This is a genomic window from Marivita sp., from assembly GCF_965656765.1.
GTDB lineage: Bacteria > Pseudomonadota > Alphaproteobacteria > Rhodobacterales > Rhodobacteraceae > Marivita.
This window is the reverse complement of the sequence record NZ_CBFHLV010000003.1, coordinates 96,806-116,707: the sequence shown is the minus strand read 5'-3', so window position 1 is coordinate 116,707 and position 19,902 is coordinate 96,806. Positions and strand designations below refer to the sequence as shown.

The following is a 19,902-nucleotide window of genomic DNA, read 5'->3' as shown; positions in this document are numbered from 1 at the left end:
CTCGATCATTGTGAAAAGCCAGTCTGGACCACAACCGACCTCGTTTCGCGCCTATCGCGGACGGCCGATACGACGCGAGCCATTACGGAAAGTGGGCTGCGCAAGATTGCGCTGGACCGGTCAGTGCCGCTGCGACTGAGCAAGATGATCAGACGCCACATACCGAAAGGCACGGTTTATCTGAACGTTGGACAGACCAATTTCAACGACCTTGTTGTCTATGCAGTGCGCTGCATAGAAGACCTCAAAATCGGAATCTACGTCCACGATACCATCCCACTGGATTGGCCAACTCTGCAAACCGCAAGATCACGAATGAAGTTCAAGCGCTTCTTTAAACGCATGGATCGGCATGCCGATTTGGTTGTCTGTAATTCGCAGGACACCAAAGCCGATGTCCTGAAACATGCACGCCATCTTGATGCAGATCGTGTGCAGGTGGTGCTGCCAGGCTTGCCTGAAATGCGCGTTGGTCAAGCGCCTGATGGGCCATGGACAGACAAACCCTATTTCATGGCCATCGGCACAATTGAGCCGCGCAAGAACATCGGTTTTCTGCTCGATCTTTGGGCAGACTATGCGGGCCCCGACGATCCGCACTTGATTCTCTGCGGGCGACGCGGCTGGATGAACGAAGATGTCTTTGAAAGGCTGGATCAAAAGCCAGCTAACGTGCACGAGATCCCAGATTTGCCGGATGAAAAGATGTGGGCACTACTAAAAGATAGCAATGGGCTGCTGTTTCCGAGCATCGCCGAAGGGTTTGGATACCCGGCGATCGAGGCCGCGCATCTCAAAGTGCCTCTCATTTGCAACCCTTTGTCAGTATTCAAAGAAGTGTTGGGGCACAGCCCTATTTACGCGGCCGAATCAGATTGCTACGCTTGGAAAAACGAGATCAGTAAACTGGTGCAAAGACGCCGGGATGTAAGCGGTGAGCAGAACGGGTTTGTGTCTTTAGAGACCCTGACTTGGCAGGAACATTTCAATCAACTATTTACTGCTCTTTGATATCCACGCGTGGCTTGCGGCCATAAAAACAGGCAGCTGACTTTTGGGAGTGGTGCAAAGATATGGACTAAGACTTCAGCGTAAACGCTGGAGGATACGCGCGTTCAGGAAACGCCGCGAACTAAAACCTGTGTCCAATCGCACCAATCTTATTCGAAAAACCGACATTCTGTTGTTCTGCACCGTACGCAACGAAGGTGTCCGTCTACCCTACTTCCTGAAATATTACCGAGAGATGGGCGTGTCTCATTTCTTCTTTGTCGACAACGACAGCACGGATGGCACCGCCGAGATGCTGTCACAGCAACCGGATGTGTCGCTCTGGCACACACGCAAGAGCTATAAGCGGTCGCGCTTCGGCATGGATTGGATGAACTGGTTGCTCCGGAAATACGGCCACGATCACTGGTGCTTGACGGTCGACCCCGACGAATTCTTTGTCTACCCGTTCTGCGACTCGCGCCCTTTGCCCGCGTTGACCGATTGGCTTGAGGCGTCCTCAATCCGGTCTTTTGGCGCGATGCTGCTGGATATGTATCCCAAGGGCCGGATCGACGCGATACCCTACCAGGCCGGACAAAACCCCTTAGAAATCGCATCTTGGTTTGATTCCGGAAACTACACACTCAAGCGCAACCACTTGCTGGGAAACCTGTGGATTCAGGGCGGACCGCGTGCACGTGTTTTCTTTGCCGACAGACCCGAGGCAGCGCCTGCCCTGAACAAAGTCCCACTGGTGAAGTGGCACCATCGCTATGCGTATGCCAGTTCAACCCACATGCTTTTGCCGCGCGGCCTGAATTACGTTTATGACGAATGGGGGGGTGAAAAAGCATCTGGTGCACTGCTCCACACCAAGTTCATCAGCACGTTCAACGAAAAAGCGATGGAAGAGCTTAAGCGGCGTGAACACTATGCAGGCAGCCTTGAATACGTCGCCTATGCCAATGCAATTCAGGACAACCCAGAGCTTTGGTGCAAGTGGTCCGAGAAATACATCAACTGGCGGCAGCTTGAAATTCTGGGCCTCATGTCGATGGGCAACTGGGCATGAGCATTGGAATCATCATGCTGGCGCATACCGCGCTGCACCGAGCAGAACAGATTGCACGCCATTGGACCAAGGCGGGATGCCCGGTGGTGATCCATGTCGATCAGATGGTTTCACCCAAACGCTACAAGATCTTTACCGAACGCCTTAGCGATGATCCCTTGATCCGCTTTTCGCGCAGGCATCGCTGCGATTGGGGCACTTGGGGTCTGGTGGCTGCAAGCCAGGACGCCAGCGAACTGATGCTCTCTGAATTCCAAGAGGTCAGCCACGTCTATCTGACATCCGGCTCTTGCCTGCCGCTACGCCCGGTTCAGGAATTGATCGATTACCTCAAAGCGCGTCCGCGCACCGACCACATCGAAAGTGCAACAACAGCAGATGTGCCCTGGACAGTCGGTGGCCTTGATGAAGAGCGGTTTACCATGCGCTTCCCGTTTTCGTGGCGACGCAATCGATATCTCTTTGACCGCTTTGTAGAGCTTCAGCGCAAGGTCGGCTACAAACGGACAATTCCCGATGGTGTGACCCCGCATATGGGCAGTCAATGGTGGTGCCTGACGCGTCAGACACTCGCATCAATCCTCGAAGATCCAAAGCGCAAGGCTTACGATCGGTATTTTCGTCATGTCTGGATTCCAGATGAAAGTTATTTCCAGACATTGGCGCGGCTGTATTCCACCAATATTGTCAGCCGGTCACTGACCCTTTCGAAATTCGATTTTCAGGGCAAACCACACATATTTTACGACGACCACCTGCAATTGCTGCGTCGGTCGGATTGCTTTGTTGCACGCAAAATCTGGCATAACGCCGACCGCCTCTACGAAACCTTCCTTAGCCCCAAGCCCGGCGAATTGAGCCTTCAGGAACCCAACCCCGGCAAGATCGACCGCATTTTTGCCAAGGCAGTGGACCGGCGAACACGTGGGCGGCCCGGACTTTATATGCAAAGCCGCTTTCCAAACGAAGACTGGGAGAACGGTGTCACTGCAGCCAAGTACTCAGTATTTCAAGGCTTTACCGAACTGTTCACCGATTTTGAGCCGTGGCTTGCCCAAGTGACGGGTGCACGTGTGCATGGACACCTCTTTGCACCAGACCGCGCCCATTTCGCAGACGGGCAAACGGTGATGAACGGAGCGCTGTCTGACAACGCGACCCTGCGGGACTATGACACCAAGATGTTCCTCACCAATTTATTGTGGAACACCCGCGGCGAACTCCAGTGTTTTCAACTTGGGCCCAGTAGCACCCGGCACGTGGTTTGGGATATCGCCAAGGATCCAAATGCGCAGGTCTCTGTGATCAGTGGTGCATGGGCCATACCGTTGTTTCAATCGAACCGGAGCTTTGCTGAATTGCGGCGCGAGGCCGGCACAGTTGCAAAAGATCGAAACTGATATGCTCGACGCGCTGCGGTCGCCCTACTCCAAGTGCCGGAGGCGCATCTGGACGATGGCGGAATTCATCGAAAGCCCAATGGAGGCGATACAGGTGATCGTCGATGAAATAGGTTCGCAACCCAATCGCCGACTAACTGAGGCCCCCAAGATGGTCGATCTCACTGGCTTTGGACAGTTTCTACAGAACCTCAAAAATCAGGGAATGCATCCTTATCTCATGGGCGACTTCCCAGCCGACCCAATCGCGCAAAGCCCGATGCGCGATGGCTCCCGCCCCCGTCCTTATCTGGTAAAGAAGTAAAGCGTGACTGTGGGATTCGATCTTTTTGTTGTCTTCGCCGAGATGCGAACAGGGTCAAATCTGCTTGAGGATTACCTGAACCAGATCGAAGGGGTTACATGCCACGGTGAGGCGTTCAATCCCAACTTTATCGGTTATCCAAACCGCGACGACATCCATGGCGTCACGCACGGCCAACGCGAAGACAATCCTGATCGGCTCCTCCGGGCTATCCGGACAGAAACCGAAGGCCTTGGCGGTTTTCGGTATTTCCACGACCATGACCCACGGGTTCTTGCCCCGATCCTGTCAGATCCGCGCTGCGCCAAGATCATTCTGACCCGCAATCCGGTGGACAGTTATATAAGCCTCAAGATCGCCCGTGCGACCGATCAATGGAAGCTGACGAACGTTAAGAACCGCAAGGATGCACAGGCACATTTCGATCTGCACGAATTCGAGCGACATCTGGGACGCATGCAGACTTTCCAATTAGAGATCATGCGGGCGTTACAAGTGACCGGCCAAAGCGCGTTCTACATTGGATACGATGACCTACACGACACCGAAGTTCTGAGCGGATTGGCGCATTGGCTTGGCGCACATGCAGAGCCGGACGGATTTCAGACCAATCTCAAACCACAGAACCCGCAACCATTGTCGGATAAAGTCGCTAATTTCGATCAGATGAACGTAGCTCTGCGTGCATTAGATCGGTTCGATCTGACGCGCACACCAAACTTTGAACCTCGTCGCGGACCGGTTGTACCGTCTTATGTGGCATGCGCACAGCAGCCGCTGTTGTACATGCCGATACGCTCGGGACCAGAGGATCAGGTCACGGCGTGGATGGCCGAATTGGCTGGTGGTGCGTCTGAATTGATGTCTAAGTTCAACCAAAAAACACTGCGCGGCTGGTTGCAGGATCATCCCGGCCATCAGCGATTCACCGTGCTCCGCCACCCCTTGGCCCGCGCCCATGCTGCGTTTTGCGATCGAATTCTGGGCACTGGACCGGGCAGCTTTGCGAAAATCCGCAACCAATTGATCCGGTTTCATGGCTTGGAATTGCCAGACGACCCGTCGGATCCGTATTATGATTTTGATGCACACCGCCGAGCGTTCGAACGGTTCCTAAGCTTTCTGCGATCCAATCTGAACGGGCAGACCAGCATTCGAGTAGATGCGCATTGGGCAAGCCAAGTGGCCTGCCTTCAGGGGATGTCAGAGTTCTGCTTACCAGATCACATCCTGCGCGAGACAAACCTGCCAGACGCGTTGCCACGCATGGCGCGCACTGTAGGACTTGAGGTGGTGCCGCATGTTGCTCAGGACAGCGATCCAAATCGTGACCGCCTGTCTCAGATTTACAGCCCACATTTAGACAAGCTGTGCCGCGACGCCTATCCGCGCGACTACATGATGTTTGGGTTTTCTGATTTCGATCCGCAAAAGCCCGCCTGAACGGGGCTTCACGTTACGCAGCCTGAACTGCCGCCGCTTCGGTGATAATGGTGTGCAGCGTGGACGGATCAGGATTTGCCCGCAGCTTGGCGCAGAAATTCTGATCACGAAGTGTCCGTGACACAAGCGCAAGCGCCTTGAGATGTTCGACACCTGCATCTTCAGGCGCGAAGAGAGCAAAGATCACATCCACCGGCTGGCGATCGACCGCATCGAAATCAATCGGTTTTTCCAACAGGATAAAGACACCCACAACTGCGTCCACACCATCAAGCCGCGCATGCGGAAGAGCGACGCCATGGCCCACACCAGTGGGGCCAAGGCTTTCGCGTTCAAGCAGCGCATCAACAGCACGCTGGGCAGAAATGCCATAAGCAGACTCAGCAACATCCGCTATGTCGTGCATCAAGCGCTTCTTACTGGATGCCGCCGTCACGGCCTTAACGGCCTTGGAATTCAACAGATCTGCAAATTTCATGTGCTGCTCGTTGTTGGGACGAAAGGCGCCCGTGTACTGATACTAGGGATCAATCCAGCCGATGTTTCCATCTTCTCGGCGATACACGACGTTCACACCGTCCTTTTTGTCATTTCGGAACACCAAAACAGGCAGTCCCGCTAACTCCATTTGCATCACGGCCTCACCTACGGTCAGCGACGGAATCTGAGTTTCCATCTCGGCCACAATGATCGGCTGCAACGATTCAGGTTCGTCGACTTGCGTATCAACATCGCTGGCGAGGATATATGAGGATGCACCAAAGAGTGCAACTGGTTCCGTTCGGTCCTTGTGATGATCCTTTAGACGTCTTTTATAGCGGCGCAGCTGTTTATCCATTTTCTCGCAACAGCCATCAAAAGCGCCATAAATCTCGGTCGCATGGGCCTTGGCCGTCGCGTTCAAACCGGTTGACAGATGAACCACTGCCTCACAAACAAATTCGTGGCCGCTCTTGGAAAAGACGACGGTCGCGTCTGTCGGACGACCGGCGTACTTGCCCAGCATCCCATCCAGTTCACTCTTTACATGTGTCTGAAGTGCTTCACCAACATCGATCTGCTTGCCGGTTATCTGGTAACGCATAGGGTATCCTTTTTATTGTTTTAGTTTTGCAGCCGAACGGAACCGGCGACACCAGTACTGGGTTCGAACGCAAAAGAAATATGGCGGTTTGACCGTTGTGTTTCATTGTCCAGCCAGTGTGGCAGGCAGAGCAGAAATTGACGGTCTGAATCTCCAAACGCCATGCAATCATTTCAATCGCGCAAAGGCGACGTGTCAATGATTTCCGTCAAATGCAGCAGGAATTATCCGATACGGAAACTGTCACCCAGATAGACACGGCGGACATTTTCATTGCGCACAACCTCGTCCGGAGAGCCGGACATAAGCACCTTGCCGTCATGCAGGATATACGCGCGATCCACGATTTCGAGAGTTTCACGAACATTATGATCGGTGATCAGAACACCAATGCCGCGCTTCTTGAGGTCCGCCACAAGATGACGGATGTCACCAACGCTGATCGGATCAACACCTGCAAAGGGTTCGTCGAGCAGCAGGTACTTTGGATCAGCTGCCAAACACCGCGCGATCTCCACGCGGCGACGTTCACCACCGGACAAGGCAAGCGCCGGGGCACGACGCAAGTGTTCGATGGAAAACTCTCCCAACAGCTCTTCAAGCCGCTCGCGCCGTTTGTGACGGTCTGGCTGACTGATATCTAGAATGGCGTTGATATTGTCTTCGACGCTCATTCCCCGAAAGATCGACATTTCTTGCGGTAGATACCCAATGCCCATCCGTGCTCGCCGGTACATCGGCAGGTAAGTTACATCTTGCCCGTCGATCAGCACCTGACCGCCTTCGGGATTTACCAGACCAGCAATCGCATAAAAGGATGTGGTTTTCCCACTACCGTTCGGCCCCAGCAATGCGACCACTTCACCACGATGAACCTCAAGCGACACATCCCGGATTACGACGCGCTTTTTATAGCTCTTCCGCAGATGTTTGACCGTCAGACCACTTTGTCCATCTGTCACGGACAGGGTCGGCGCAGACATCAATTGTCTCCCGTCTGAAAGACAGTACGCACCCGACCGTTCATCAGTGCAGTTCCACCTTCTAGATCGACATCCATGCTGTCAGACACAAGTGTGTTCGCGCCTTGTGTCAAAAGAACGTTGCCTACCATGCGAATGGTGCCGCGATTGACCTCGTATTCCGCCGTATCAGCTTCGGCCGCCTGATCACCATTCACCAAGGTCACGCCGCCCGTTGCCTCAAGCCGCTCTACCCCGCTTTGATCCTCTGTATAGAAAACCAGAACGCGCGGCGCAGACAGGCGCATCTCACCCTGCCCAATAATGACATTGCCGGTAAAAAGCGCCGACCCATCGTTCTGCGAGACTGACAAGGCATCCGCACTAACCTCCACAGGAAGCGATGTATCTTGCTGAACCGTGCCAAAGGCGATCTCGGTTCCTTGCCCATAGGCAACTGTGGCAAATCCAAACGCCACAACGGTCACAACTGTTCTGATCATTACTCAGCCTTGTCTTGTTGGGGTACATATACCAGTTTTACCCCATCCGTGAACAGCAACTGAATGTCAGTTGTGCCACCGCTGTCTTTCACTCGGAGCCTTCCCGCCGAAAGGGTCAGCCCAGGGCCATCTGCCTCGACTTCGGCAGTGCTTTCGATGTCCACTCTATTCACCGCGGCGTTCAGCCCTTTGGTGCGTACTGTATACCCAGAGCTGCTTTCCAAGATGACACCGTCGCGAAGTGACAAGCGATCTCCGTCTTCCATCTGACCAACAGTTGCGTCGATCACGATGCGATTGCCATCTTTGACATCGATAATAGCGCGCAGATCATCCGCAATCACCCCAGAGCCCTCATCACCGCTGAACCGAGCCTGCCGGGCTGAAAGTGTTAAACCCTGTCCGCTTTCGGTTGTGCCTGCGTAAAAGGGGCTTCCGATTTGCTCGGTGACCGTCGGATCTGCCCCGCCAGTCAAAACTGGAATGGCGGCAATCGGGTCAGGCCCGCGGGAATACAGAAATATTGTCGACAAAAGCACAAGCGCACCCAGAGGAAGCAGGATTTTCAACCAGGCAATAAGGCGCGAATACATCTGTCTGTTCCGCGCGTTCAGCTATGCGCAAAGATGTCAGTGTCCGGCCAACCTGCAAGATCCAGCTGCGCCCGTGTCGGCAGAAAATCAAAACAGGCCTGCGCCAGTTCAGCGCGACCTTCTCGTTCCAGCATGACATTCAACGCGTCGCGCAGCTTGTGAAGATAAAGCACATCTGACGCGGCGTATTCGACCTGCGCTTGGCTCAGCGTCTCAGAACCCCAGTCGCTTGATTGCTGCTGCTTGGAAACATCAACCCCGACCAACTCCTGCAACAGCACCTTAAGACCGTGGCGATCTGTGTAGGTGCGCACAAGGCGGCTTGCGATCTTGGTACAGTAGACCGGTGCAGTCAGTGCACCAAATGCATTCTGCATCGCCGCGATATCGAACCGGCCAAAGTGGAACAGCTTGAGAACGTTCGGATCAGTCAAGAGCTTTTCCAGATTTGGGGCCGAGGTTTGGCCCTTCTCGATCTGCACCAGATGGGCTGTCCCGTCCCCACTGGACAGCTGAACAACACAAAGCCGGTCGCGATGCGGATGAAGCCCCATCGTTTCGCAGTCGATGGCAACCTCGGGTCCAAGATCAAGGTCATCGGGTAGGTCACGGGCGTGGACGTGGTGGGACATGGAAAACCATCCTGCTCTGAAATATTGATGCGCAGATAGACCCTAGCCGAATGTGGCGCAACCTGTCCGAGGTTGCCGCACTTTCACCCGATTCGGAAATTTTGAACACGATTCGTCCTCATTCGAGCCCAAAGCTGTCTTTCGATAGCATCAATTATACCAAATATATTTCAAATTATGACAGTCCGTGATCTATCGGATTTTCTTTGAGAAAATCATCGCTTTCTTTGCATTTCATTCAAATTTTGAAATATTTGACCAATCCACTGTTGCGACATCATGAACAATACGCTTTGAGCGGCAGAATTGACCTTACGTCACGTCTGTCCCTTGAAAATCAACAGTTTCACGCTTTTCGCCCGATTGGTGACACGCAACGGCAAAACTCGTGGCCAATTGTAAACGCAAGCAAGCATTGGTCACGAAATCGGAAAAATCTGCAACAGCAAGATCAGAAACCGAGCATCGAAGATCGATGAACTTCACTCATCCCGTGGGCTTTCGTGCCATTTTAGGCGAAAAGGCCAAATTGTGATTGCATCGGCTTTTTGTGTAATCACAGTGCGCGCATCAGCATGCATTTACGGTTGAAATCAGGCTGGGAACACACGCAAAAGTTTCCCCCTTATCCGAAAGTTGACCAAATTGGGGCAGAGGGCCATAAAGAGGCCATGCTTAGGCAGGTCACAGTCCTGCCTTAATTCGAAAGGCACTTGGGGGTTGGTGCTTCCACTTGGGAGTTGTGTAAAAGTTCGTCTGCTAAAGTCTGCCACATAGCCTGAAAATCTAGATCAGATCGGTCGGTTAGTGTCGAATGTTCGCTGCAGTACGCTGCGAGCAATCAGATATTTCATGCCTGCGGCACCCAGCAAGCGACCTCAGCACATAGGGTCAACAGGGTGTACAAATGACGCTGCATATTCGCCAAACCGGTCCACGCACCGAAATTGAGACGCTGGTCAACGCTGCCTTTTCGAACAAGGAACCTAAGAGAGTTTATCGTGATCATGTTAAGCGGATCGTGGATATCACTCTTGTCTTGATGGCGGCACCTGCAGTTATTCTTGTACTGACGGTTTGCGCTCTTCTTGTAGCGCGGGATGGCGGTTCGCCTTTCTATCATCAGACGCGCATTGGCCGGTTCGGCAAAACCTTCAAAATGTGGAAACTTCGCAGCATGGTCGCCAATGCCGACCAAGCTCTTGAAGATCACCTCAAGAACAATCCAGGTGCCCGCGCCGAATGGAACCTGAACCAGAAGCTTCGCAATGACCCGCGGATCACGAAGGTCGGCCAAATCCTACGCAAAACGTCGCTGGATGAATTGCCCCAGCTTTGGAACGTTCTGAAAGGCGAGATGTCGCTAGTTGGTCCGCGCCCGATGATGCTGGACCAGCAAAACATGTACCCTGGTTCGGCCTACTATGCGCTGCGCCCTGGCCTGACTGGGTTTTGGCAAGTATCCGTGCGCCACGAAAGCAGCTTTGCTGATCGTGCCAAGTACGATGCCGAATACCTGCGCAAGGTCACGCTGGTGCAAGATGTCTCTGTCTTGATGAAGACCGTTGGTGTCGTCACCAAAGGGACCGGCTGCTGATTAGCCTATCCGATGCGCTTCTGCATAACCACGCAAGGTGCGCATCAATTCGTCCAAAGCCTTGGCGCTAAGCTCATTGGTCAAACGCCCATCGTCGTCCCATTGTTGCGACGTGGCCGCAACCATGACTTCGGGACCTGTGATCAACAAAGGCCGAAACGGAGTCAGACATAGCCGCGCCATATTCTGAGTACGTTCACCCCCCGACCGTCCAGCAGTTGCTGACATCAACGCGACCGGTTTGTTGGCCCAAGGCGTGCCTTTGGTCCGGCTGACCCAGTCCAACGCATTCTTGAGAACACCAGAAATCCCCTTGTTGTATTCCGGCGTGACCACGATCACGGCATCGGCGGCAGCAATCTGATCAGACAATGTTTGAACAACCTCCGGAATGCCCGCGTCGTTTTCGATGTCGCCGTCATACAACGGCAGCCGCACGTCACCTTCGGTAAACTCTGCATCGCCAAAACGGCGCACCGCTTCGAGCATGAGCAACCGGTTTGTCGAAGCTTGGCGCAATGAACCACACAGGCCCACCAGTTTCAAATCTGCCATTGTCTATCTCCTGATACGTCGGTCAGACAATTGGCGCGCAGCAGGGCAACGGCAACCCGATATCCGATCAGCAAACACAAAAAAGCCCGCACCGTTCTGGTGCGGGCCGCATTGGCAAGCTGTGTCGCGGGTCAGGCGTTCGGCAGGATCACGATTTCCACGCGGCGGTTCTGCGCCCGACCTTCGGGTGTCAGGTTGCTCGACATCGGCTGGTCTTCACCACGTCCAATGGCCTGGATACGGAAGGACGGAACACCCTCGCTCGACAGAATATTGGCAACTGACTGCGCGCGCTGGCGCGACAGGTTCAGGTTGTAGTTGGCATCACCCGTGTTGTCAGTATGGCCGATGACCTGAACTGTGGTGTCCGGGTAAGCCAACAGGTTTTGCCCGACCGTGCGCAGATCGCGCTGAAGGTCAGGGCGCAGCGTGGCGCTATCTGTGGCAAACAAAATATCCTGTGGCAGAGTCACAATCAAACGGTCGCCGGTGTTACGGATAGTGACGTTATCATTGCCAATCTGCGCACGCAGGTCTGCTTCTTGCTTGTCGAGCTGATTGCCAATGATGGCACCACCGCCGCCTCCAATCGCTGCACCCAGCACAGCGTTGCGGCGGCGCTCTTCGGGATCGTTACCCATGAGTGCGCCAACAACGGCACCGGCACCGGCACCGACAAGCGCGCCGGTCTTGGTCTGGCGGTTCGGATCGTTGGGGTCCGTACAAGCCGACAGGAAGATCACGCCGCAAAGGGCCGTGGATAATGAAAGTCTGGAAAGTGTCATAGGTTCGCCTCGTTTAACTGTGCCCGATTGTAGGGGTCTAATATCTGCTATGCGATAACATACCCCGTAAGAATCCCGATGTCGCGGGGAAATCGGCACGTTTCCGCGCAATGCTTATGCTTCGACCCGTGCAGATTCCCAAGCCAAAATGCTGCGTTTTACCGGCAAACCCCAGTGATAGCCGCCCAATCCTCCGGACTTGCGCAAGGCGCGATGGCACGGGATCAGATAACTGATCGGGTTGCGCCCGACCGCCGTTCCAACAGCACGCACCGCTTTGGGATGGCCAATAAAATCAGCAATTTCGGAATAGGTTGTCACATGCCCAGACGGGATCTGCATAAGCGCTTCCCAAACCTTAATTTGGAATGGCGCGCCGATGAGGTAAAGCGGCACGTCCCCGCCGGACTGCCCGAAAGCGTTTTGAACCCAGGGCGTGATCCGTTCCGGGGCCTCCTGATAACTCGCATTAGGCCAACGGCTACACAAATCTTGCATCGCCTCGGCCTCGGTACATTCGGATGCGAAGCCGATACCGCAAAGCCCCTTATTTGTGCCCATCACCAATGCCGGACCAAATGGGCTGTCGAACCAACCCCAAAAGATAGACAGTCCTTCGCCTTTACGGGAAAAATCACCCGGGCTCATGGCCTCCCACCGCAGGAACAAGTCGTGCAACCGCCCACCACCCGATAACCCTGCTTCGTGCGCAGTTTGCAAAGTCGTAAACCGGTTTTGCAAAAGCGCTTTGGCATGGCCCAACGTAAGATACTGCTGATACCGTTTTGGGCTCACGCCCACCCATCGCGAAAACACGCGCTGAAAATGTGCTGGGCTCATGTTCATCTCGGACGCCAACGCATCCAACGAAACTGCAGGTCCTTGATCATCGATCACATCCAGCGCACGGCGCATGATATTGAAATGATAGCCTTGGCTGTCTTCTGCGAGGGGTTTCATCCAAACATCCTTTTCGATCGCGTGTCATCAGATGTAGCCGATTGGGCACGCCCCAAGCGACCCGAAACCTGCGCAAGGTGAATGCTTGCTCCCAAGGCCATCGCGCGGCATATGGGAAGCCATGGCCAAGCAACTCGATTACCACACGATCCGCGAGATCTTTACCCGCTTTCAGGCGGTAGACCCGGAACCCAAAGGCGAACTTGACCATGTCAACGCCTACACTCTGGTAGTCGCCGTAGCCTTATCAGCGCAAGCAACCGACGTTGGTGTGAACAAAGCCACCAAAGACCTTTTCAAGATTGCCGACACGCCCGAAAAGATGCTGGAGCTTGGTGAAGAAGGTGTGATCGAGCACATCAAGACGATTGGCCTTTATCGCAACAAGGCCAAAAACGTCATCAAGTTAAGCCGCATTCTGGTCGAACAGTACGGCGGTGAAGTTCCCAATTCCCGCGCGGCATTGGAAGGCTTGCCGGGCGTCGGCCGCAAGACCGCCAATGTGGTTCTCAACATGTGGTGGCACTATCCGGCCCAAGCAGTGGACACACATATTTTTCGTCTAGGCAATCGCAGTGGCATCTGTCCCGGCAAAGATGTTGTGGCCGTAGAACGTGCCATCGAAGATCATATCCCAGTCGACTTTCAGCAGCATGCCCACCACTGGATGATCCTCCACGGGCGCTACACCTGTGTGGCGCGTAAACCAAAATGCGGTGTCTGCGTGATCCGCGATCTCTGTCAATTCGAGGACAAAACCGAATGAGCAAGAAATATCAGGTTGTCGGCATCGGCAACGCCGTTGTCGATGTGATCGCACGCGCCGAAGACACATTTCTGGATCTAATGGGCATCCAGAAAGGCATCATGCAACTGGTCGAGCGCGAACGCGGCGAAACGCTTTATGCTGCGATGAAGGAACGCACCCAGACGCCCGGTGGATCAGTCGCCAACACGCTTGCGGGCCTTGGCAATCTTGGGTTGCGCACCGGGTTTATAGGACGGGTACATGATGATGCACTTGGCCGTTTTTATGCCGATGCCATGGAAAAAGACGGCACCAGCTTTGTAAATGCTCCCGTGTCCGGCGGTGAATTGCCCACCTCGCGGTCAATGATCTTTGTCTCGCCCGATGGCGAGCGGTCAATGAACACCTATCTCGGGATCTCGGCCGAATTGGGGCCTGAAGACGTGTCAGAGGATGTCGCCGCAGAAGCGGAGATCGTCTTTCTCGAAGGTTACCTTTTTGACAAGGACAAAGGCAAAGACGCCTTCATCCGCACCGCACGCACCTGCCGTGCCGCAGGTGGCATGTCGGGCATCGCCATCTCTGATCCATTCTGCGTCGAACGTCACCGCGCTGATTTTCTGAACCTGATTGAAAAAGAAATGGACTATGTGATCGGCAACAAAGCCGAGATCATGTCGCTCTACCAAAACAACAATCTTGAGGCTGATCTGGCCGCCGTCGCCGCGATTTGCCCGTTGGTTGTATGCACTCGCTCGGGCGATGGCGTATCGATCATACACAAAGGCGAACGCTTTGATATCGGCGTGGACAAAGTTGTGCCCGTCGACGCCACAGGTGCGGGCGATCAGTTTGCCGCTGGGTTCCTCTACGGTTTGGCCAATGGGCGCGACATGGAAACCGCCGGGCGCATGGGATGCGTCGCAGCGGCCGAGGTAATCTCTCACATTGGGCCACGCCCCGAAGCCGACCTGAAAGTACTCTTCAAGGCTGCCGGTTTGGTTTAATTCGGTCAGCTCCAGCTGGCGGTTTGATTGACCTCATATAGCTCTAACGGGAGGCCGTCTGGGTCGGGAAAGAACGTAAATTTCCGACCGGTGTACGGGTCGATACGCACCGCTTCGACACTCACATCGCGTGCTTCCAAGTGGGCTTTCGCGGCCTCGACATCAGCCGTCGCAAACGCGAGGTGCCGCAGACCCTGAGCCTCGGGCCGTGATGCCCGCCTCGGCGCGTCTGGGAACGAGAACAATTCGATTTGGGTGCCATCGGGCAGCGCCATATCTAGCTTCCAAGACTCCCGATCCGGGCGGTAGTTTTCGCCTATCATCCTCAGTCCCAACACATCCGTATAAAAGTGCTTGGAGCGCTCGTAGTTCGAACAGATGATCGCGACATGGTGCAAAGCCAGCAGCATGGTTTTCAATTCCCTCAAAGGTCTCTTGCGCTAAAACACCTTGGCTTGGTGTCAATGGCACCAAGCCTAACCAACTTGCCAGCGCACATCATCAACGCCAGCCAATCGGGCCAGCCGACCCAGCTCACTGTCAAGTTTCGCTAACCGCTGCGCAGTCGCCCTGACCTTGGGTTCCCACCAAAGGTTTTGCACAGTCAGCGTACCCTTCGGCCGATCCGCCTTAACTTCGATCCGGCCCACCAAGCAGTCCCTTTCCAACATAGGATAGACGTAATACCCCCACCGACGTTTGGCGGCGGGCACAAACATTTCCACGGTATAATCAAAGCCGAACAGCCGTTTCAGCCGCGCGCGATCGCGGATCGCCGGATCAAAAGGGTTTAAGATACGCAGCCGCGACGTTGGATGCGAGAGCGCCGACAAACGCTCCTCGATATCCGGGGCGGCAAAGGCCTTGGTCCAAGTGCCATCAACAGATTCAACCTCAACTGGGATCAAAGAGGCCACATGCCGTTCTGCCCAAGCAGAAACTTCGGTGACCTCCGTCGCATCCCAGAATTTGCGAACCTCACCCAATGAGCCAATTCCAATCCGATCCAGCGCCGCGTGGCACAGCCAGTCGATCTGGTCACGGTCCGGAATATCCTGTTCGTAGAGATGCGCTGGAAAGACACGTTCAGCGAGGTCGTAATACTTGGTGAACCCATCACGATGACAGGTCGCCAGAACTCCTGCATACCAAAGGTAGTCCAAGCCGATCTTATGCGGCGGACGTTTCCACATCTCGCGTTTGCCTTCGATCTTGGTGTCGAAATCATGCGTGCTCAGCGGCCCTTCTTCCGTAATCCGGCTTTTGATCTGGTCAAGGTGATCCGGGTCAAGATGCTTGCCGTACCACGACGACCGACCAACCTTGTCTTGCATCCGACGAAACTGCCGTTGCCACATAGGCAGAAACTCCATCGGCAGCACAGACGCATCATGGGTGAAATGCTCAAAGACCGAACGATCCTTGGCCAACAGTTTATTCAACATCGGCTCGCGATAGTTCTGATTGCGGCTCCAGAGGATATGATGATGCGCGCGGGACACGACCTGGATCGTATCAAGCTGCACAAACCCCAGAGATTGGATCAGGCGGGACGCATCGCACCGGCCAGTTGGTGCATCACCAAGCCCGTTCACCGACAACCACAAATGCCGCGCAGTGCGGTTGGGGATGCGTAGCGCTGTCAAATACGACGCCATTCATGGTGGCGATTAATCTTCAAAAATCCTTGCGAAGAGATTTCTAATTCCCCTCCCATCGTCAATGCGCTTCGGCCCAGTTTGCCCCTTGCCCGGCATCGGCGACCAGCGGAACCGTCAGGTGAACCACCGGATCGGCGGCGGCTTCCATCACCTCGCGTACGACTTTGATAAGATCGTCCTCGGCGCCCTTTTCGACCTCGAACAGCAATTCGTCATGTACCTGCAACAGCATTTTGACCGGCAGCTTTGCAATCGCATCTGGCATCCGGATCATCGCGCGACGGATGATGTCAGCCGCTGTCCCTTGGATTGGCGCATTGATCGCGGCGCGTTTGGCAAAACCGGCACGCGGACCTTTGGCGTTGATCTCAGGTGTGTGGATGACACGACCAAAAAGTGTTTCGACACGGTTGTGCTCTTTGGCGAACTTGGTGGTTTCGTCCATATACGCCTTAATACCGGGGAAGCGTTCGAAATAGCGGTCGATGAAGCCCTGCGCCTCGGCCCGCGGGATGCGAAGATTGCGGGCAAGGCCGAAGCCGGAAATACCGTAGATCACCCCGAAATTGATCGCTTTGGCCTGACGGCGCACATCTGGTGTCATTTCCTCCAAAGGAACGTTGAACATCTCGGAAGCTGTGGCTGCGTGAATGTCTTGGCCCTCTTTAAACGCGTCTTTGAGCGCTTGAATATCAGCGATATGGGCGAGGATGCGCAATTCAATCTGGCTATAGTCGAGCGCGACAAGCGTCTTGCCTTCTTCAGCGACAAATGCCTCACGAATGCGGCGGCCTTCCTCGGACCGGATCGGAATGTTTTGCAGGTTTGGATCGGTCGAGGCGAGCCGACCCGTGTTGGCCCCCGCAATCGAATAAGACGTGTGAACGCGGCCCGTCTCAGGATTGATGTGATCTTGTAGTGCGTCGGTATAAGTCGATTTCAGCTTGGACAGCTGGCGCCAATCCAGCACGCGGCGCGGCAGTTCGTGTTCGGTGGCCAAGTCTTCGAGCACATCCGCACCGGTCGCGTACGCACCGGTCTTGCCGCGCTTGCCACCCTCAAGAGACATTTCGTCAAACAAGATCTCGCCTAACTGCTTAGGTGAGCCCACGTTGAATTTGCGACCGGCAAGCTCGTAAATTTCGTCCTCCAACCCGGCCATCTTTTGACTGAACGCATTCGACATCCGGGACAGCGTGTCCCGGTCCACCTTTATTCCGTGTCGCTCCATCTGTGCCAGCACCGGGACCAGCGGTCGTTCCATCGTCTCGTAGACGCGCGTGACCTTGACCTGATGCAGTTGCGGTTTGAACATCATCCAAAGACGCAGCGTAACCTCGGCATCCTCGGCCGCGTATTTGACGGCCTGTTCGATGGGCACACGGTCAAAGGTGATCTGGCTTTTGCCGCTGCCCAACAACTCCTTGATCGGGATCGGCGTGTGACCCAGATAGCGTTCCGAGAGAGTGTCCATCCCGTGGCTGTGAAGCCCGGCATTCATCGCGTAGGACATCAACATTGTGTCGTCGATCGGATCAACATTGACCCCATAGCGCGACATGATCTTGGTATCGTATTTCATATTCTGGCCGATCTTGATCACGGCCGGGTCTTCAAGCAGCGGCTTCAGCGCCCTCAATGCGTCATCAAGCGGGATCTGACCTTCAGCCAGCGCATCGGAACCAAACAATCCCTCCCCCTGTTCGGACTTATGTGCGAGCGGCACATAACAGGCCTTGCCCGGCTCAATACACAACGACAGCCCGACCAAATCGGCGGTCATATCGTTCAGCCCAGTGGTTTCGGTATCAAACGCCACCCAACCTTTTTCGTTCGCCGCATCGACCCACGTTAGCAAGGCTGCAAGGTCGCTGACACATTCATAAGCATCCGGGTTCATAGCCGGCAACTCAGGCGCGTCACCTTTTGGTGGATTGGCACCTTCGGGTGTGGTGTCCTGAATGACGGGTGGCTCAACCTCAAGCGCGTCGGCAATGCGCTTGGTCAGTGTGCGGAACTCCATCTCGGCGAGGAACGTCATCAGCTTGTCTGGATCAGGCTCGCGGACCTCAAGATCATCAAGCGTAAAACCAAGCGGTGTGTTTTCATCCAGAAGTACAAGTTTTTTGCTCAGTTCAATCTGGTCGCGCTTTTCGATAAGGGTTTCTCGGCGCTTGGGCTGTTTGATCTCTTCCGCGCGATCCAGAAGGTCTTCCAGTGTTCCGAATTCGTTGATCAATAGGGCAGCAGTCTTGACCCCAATTCCAGGTGCGCCCGGAACATTGTCGACGCTGTCACCGGCCAAAGCCTGAACATCCACCACCCGTTCGGGAAAGACGCCAAATTTCTCAAAAACACCGTCGCGGTCGATGGTGCGGTTCTTCATAGCGTCGAACATCTCGACACCGTCACCGACCAACTGCATTAGGTCTTTGTCAGAAGAAATGATCGTCACCCGCCCTCCGGCCTTACGAGCCTGAACGGAAAGCGTGGCGATGATGTCATCCGCCTCGTAGCCCTCAAGCTCTTCGCAGGCGATATTGAACGCCTCAGTCGCACGTCGCGTCAGCGGGATCTGCGGGCGCAGGTCTTCGGGCATCGCCTCGCGGTTAGCCTTGTACTGATCGTACATGTCATTGCGGAACGTGTGGCTGCCCTTGTCAAAGATCACCGCAACATGGGTCACATCGGAACCGGCGTTCCCTTCGACATAGCGCTGCAACATGTTGCAAAAGCCTGACACCGCACCAATAGGCAATCCATCTGATTTCCGCGTCAACGGTGGCAACGCGTGGTACGCCCTGAAGATAAAGGCCGAGCCGTCGATCAGGTGAAGGTGGTGTCCTTTGCCGAATGCCATTCCGCGCGTCCTTGTTCTGGTCCGATTTGGTTCTGCCACGGATTGAAGAGGTGGGCCAGTGCCCGTTGTTCACGCCAGCACGTCAGCCTGAATGTGTCGAACACGGTTTTCCTGATATCGGCCCCCTTTCTGCAAAAGATCGCCATAGTTCGCTCATAGACCCTCCTGACGTATTCAAGAAAGCAATCGCCATGAGACATTCCGATCATTACGCCAGAAAATCTCCTTTCGACGTTTTGCGGGCCTTGTTCACACAGATCGCAACCAATGGCTTGCTATACGGGATTTTTAAGTCGGGTCGCCAAATATGGGCTATGACGCGGAAACGCACTGTTGTTGGGTGCAACTATTGCGGGTCAGCAATCAGCGGCGATGCGGAAAACTGCACGAACTGTGGTGCCGGTGCGCCGCCGGCGCCCTCGGCAGCTGCAAAAGCCGAACCTAAGACCGCTTCTCACGTGGCCACTGTCGCGCTGTGGTGGTTTGGCGGATTCCTTGGGTTTCACTGCTATCCAGCCGGTCGACCTTTGCGCGGCCTTATCTATTTTTTCGGAGCTATCGGAACATTTTTTGTGGCGATGTCGTCGCTTGATCCAAAACCACCGTTGGGTGCTTTGACCGGTTTCGGGTCCGTGACGATGATGATCGGCCTCACGTTGCTTTGGGCGTTCGACGGAGTTCAGATCATGCGCGGACGTTTTCTCTGACTCGACAGAGACATGGAAGTCGCGCGATCAAAACAC

19 protein-coding genes and 1 pseudogene are annotated in these 19,902 nt (G+C 54.7%); 8 read left to right on the top strand and 12 right to left on the bottom strand.

Annotated elements, in window-relative coordinates; translation table 11 throughout:
• The 4 genes and pseudogenes from ACTG4M_RS02235 to ACTG4M_RS02220 all read left to right on the top strand — a co-directional run.
• On the top strand, window positions 1-1,011 hold a 1,011-nt coding region (locus tag ACTG4M_RS02235; protein WP_439122001.1), incomplete at its 5' end, for a glycosyltransferase.
• 43 nt (window positions 1,012-1,054) lie between these two features.
• A complete protein-coding gene (locus ACTG4M_RS02230) occupies window positions 1,055-2,065 on the top strand; it encodes a glycosyltransferase family 2 protein (RefSeq protein ID WP_439122000.1) in 1,011 nt (336 codons plus the stop codon).
• Window positions 2,062-3,769: pseudogene (locus ACTG4M_RS02225) on the top strand (DUF5927 domain-containing protein). The gene ACTG4M_RS02230 and the pseudogene ACTG4M_RS02225 overlap by 4 nt, the downstream one beginning before the upstream one ends.
• 3 nt (window positions 3,770-3,772) lie before the next feature.
• Window positions 3,773-5,212: a sulfotransferase family 2 domain-containing protein gene (locus ACTG4M_RS02220; protein ID WP_439121999.1), complete on the top strand. Its 1,440-nt coding sequence runs from the start codon at window positions 3,773-3,775 to the stop codon at window positions 5,210-5,212.
• A gap of 13 nt (window positions 5,213-5,225) precedes the next feature.
• Here the strand turns inward: ACTG4M_RS02220 and ACTG4M_RS02215 are convergent, their stop codons facing one another.
• The 6 genes from ACTG4M_RS02215 to ACTG4M_RS02190 form a co-directional block, all read right to left on the bottom strand.
• Window positions 5,226-5,690 carry a PTS sugar transporter subunit IIA gene (locus tag ACTG4M_RS02215; protein WP_439121998.1) on the bottom strand — a complete coding sequence of 155 codons (465 nt, stop codon included), beginning with the start codon at window positions 5,688-5,690 and terminating at the stop codon, window positions 5,226-5,228.
• Window positions 5,691-5,732: 42 nt separating this feature from the next.
• The gene (hpf, locus tag ACTG4M_RS02210; RefSeq protein ID WP_439121997.1) at window positions 5,733-6,296 is read right to left on the bottom strand and encodes a ribosome hibernation-promoting factor, HPF/YfiA family; all 564 of its coding nucleotides are present in this window, start codon (window positions 6,294-6,296) and stop codon (window positions 5,733-5,735) included.
• Between the two features lie 224 nt (window positions 6,297-6,520).
• Entirely contained in the window at window positions 6,521-7,279 is a 759-nt protein-coding gene (gene lptB, locus ACTG4M_RS02205) for an LPS export ABC transporter ATP-binding protein (protein WP_439121996.1), read from the bottom strand.
• On the bottom strand, window positions 7,279-7,761 hold the full coding sequence (locus tag ACTG4M_RS02200) for an LptA/OstA family protein (RefSeq protein ID WP_439121995.1): 483 nt from the start codon (window positions 7,759-7,761) through the stop codon (window positions 7,279-7,281). Before ACTG4M_RS02200 ends, lptB begins: the two co-directional genes overlap by 1 nt.
• The gene (lptC, locus tag ACTG4M_RS02195) at window positions 7,761-8,354 is read right to left on the bottom strand and encodes an LPS export ABC transporter periplasmic protein LptC (protein WP_439121994.1); all 594 of its coding nucleotides are present in this window, start codon (window positions 8,352-8,354) and stop codon (window positions 7,761-7,763) included. Before lptC ends, ACTG4M_RS02200 begins: the two co-directional genes overlap by 1 nt.
• Before the next feature lie 17 nt (window positions 8,355-8,371).
• Window positions 8,372-8,986, bottom strand: a complete 615-nt coding sequence (locus ACTG4M_RS02190; protein WP_439121993.1) for a ribonuclease D — start codon at window positions 8,984-8,986, stop codon at window positions 8,372-8,374.
• 907 nt (window positions 8,987-9,893) lie between these two features.
• On the opposite strand from ACTG4M_RS02190, the gene ACTG4M_RS02185 reads away from it, so the two are divergent.
• The gene (locus tag ACTG4M_RS02185) at window positions 9,894-10,583 is read left to right on the top strand and encodes a sugar transferase (protein ID WP_439121992.1); all 690 of its coding nucleotides are present in this window, start codon (window positions 9,894-9,896) and stop codon (window positions 10,581-10,583) included.
• Here ACTG4M_RS02185 and ACTG4M_RS02180 read toward each other — a convergent pair whose 3' ends face one another.
• The 3 genes from ACTG4M_RS02180 to ACTG4M_RS02170 form a co-directional block, all read right to left on the bottom strand.
• Window positions 10,584-11,138, bottom strand: coding sequence for an NADPH-dependent FMN reductase (locus ACTG4M_RS02180; protein WP_439121991.1), 555 nt, complete (start codon window positions 11,136-11,138; stop codon window positions 10,584-10,586).
• Window positions 11,139-11,269: 131 nt separating this feature from the next.
• Window positions 11,270-11,923, bottom strand: a complete 654-nt coding sequence (locus ACTG4M_RS02175; RefSeq protein WP_439121990.1) for an OmpA family protein — start codon at window positions 11,921-11,923, stop codon at window positions 11,270-11,272.
• Window positions 11,924-12,037: 114 nt separating this feature from the next.
• Window positions 12,038-12,883 (bottom strand): methylated-DNA--[protein]-cysteine S-methyltransferase, encoded by an 846-nt coding sequence (locus ACTG4M_RS02170; protein WP_439121989.1) that lies wholly within the window; start codon window positions 12,881-12,883, stop codon window positions 12,038-12,040.
• 121 nt (window positions 12,884-13,004) lie between these two features.
• Here ACTG4M_RS02170 and nth point away from each other — a divergent pair, with 121 nt between their 5' ends.
• Together nth and ACTG4M_RS02160 are read left to right on the top strand one after the other, a co-directional pair.
• Window positions 13,005-13,649: an endonuclease III gene (gene nth, locus ACTG4M_RS02165; RefSeq protein WP_439121988.1), complete on the top strand. Its 645-nt coding sequence runs from the start codon at window positions 13,005-13,007 to the stop codon at window positions 13,647-13,649.
• On the top strand, window positions 13,646-14,638 hold the full coding sequence (locus tag ACTG4M_RS02160) for an adenosine kinase (RefSeq protein WP_439121987.1): 993 nt from the start codon (window positions 13,646-13,648) through the stop codon (window positions 14,636-14,638). Before nth ends, ACTG4M_RS02160 begins: the two co-directional genes overlap by 4 nt.
• A gap of 5 nt (window positions 14,639-14,643) precedes the next feature.
• Here the strand turns inward: ACTG4M_RS02160 and gloA2 are convergent, their stop codons facing one another.
• The 3 genes from gloA2 to polA all read right to left on the bottom strand — a co-directional run bounded on the left by gloA2 (window position 14,644) and on the right by polA (window position 19,159).
• Window positions 14,644-15,066, bottom strand: a complete 423-nt coding sequence (gloA2, locus tag ACTG4M_RS02155; RefSeq protein WP_439121986.1) for an SMU1112c/YaeR family gloxylase I-like metalloprotein — start codon at window positions 15,064-15,066, stop codon at window positions 14,644-14,646.
• Between the two features lie 48 nt (window positions 15,067-15,114).
• Complete coding sequence (locus ACTG4M_RS02150) at window positions 15,115-16,296, bottom strand: winged helix-turn-helix domain-containing protein (RefSeq protein ID WP_439121985.1); 1,182 nt, start codon at window positions 16,294-16,296, stop codon at window positions 15,115-15,117.
• A gap of 61 nt (window positions 16,297-16,357) precedes the next feature.
• Entirely contained in the window at window positions 16,358-19,159 is a 2,802-nt protein-coding gene (gene polA / locus ACTG4M_RS02145) for a DNA polymerase I (protein WP_439121984.1), read from the bottom strand.
• A gap of 314 nt (window positions 19,160-19,473) precedes the next feature.
• Between polA and ACTG4M_RS02140 the strand changes: the two genes are divergently transcribed.
• Window positions 19,474-19,866 carry a hypothetical protein gene (locus ACTG4M_RS02140; RefSeq protein ID WP_439121983.1) on the top strand — a complete coding sequence of 131 codons (393 nt, stop codon included), beginning with the start codon at window positions 19,474-19,476 and terminating at the stop codon, window positions 19,864-19,866.
• Window positions 19,867-19,902: the final 36 nt, after the last annotated feature.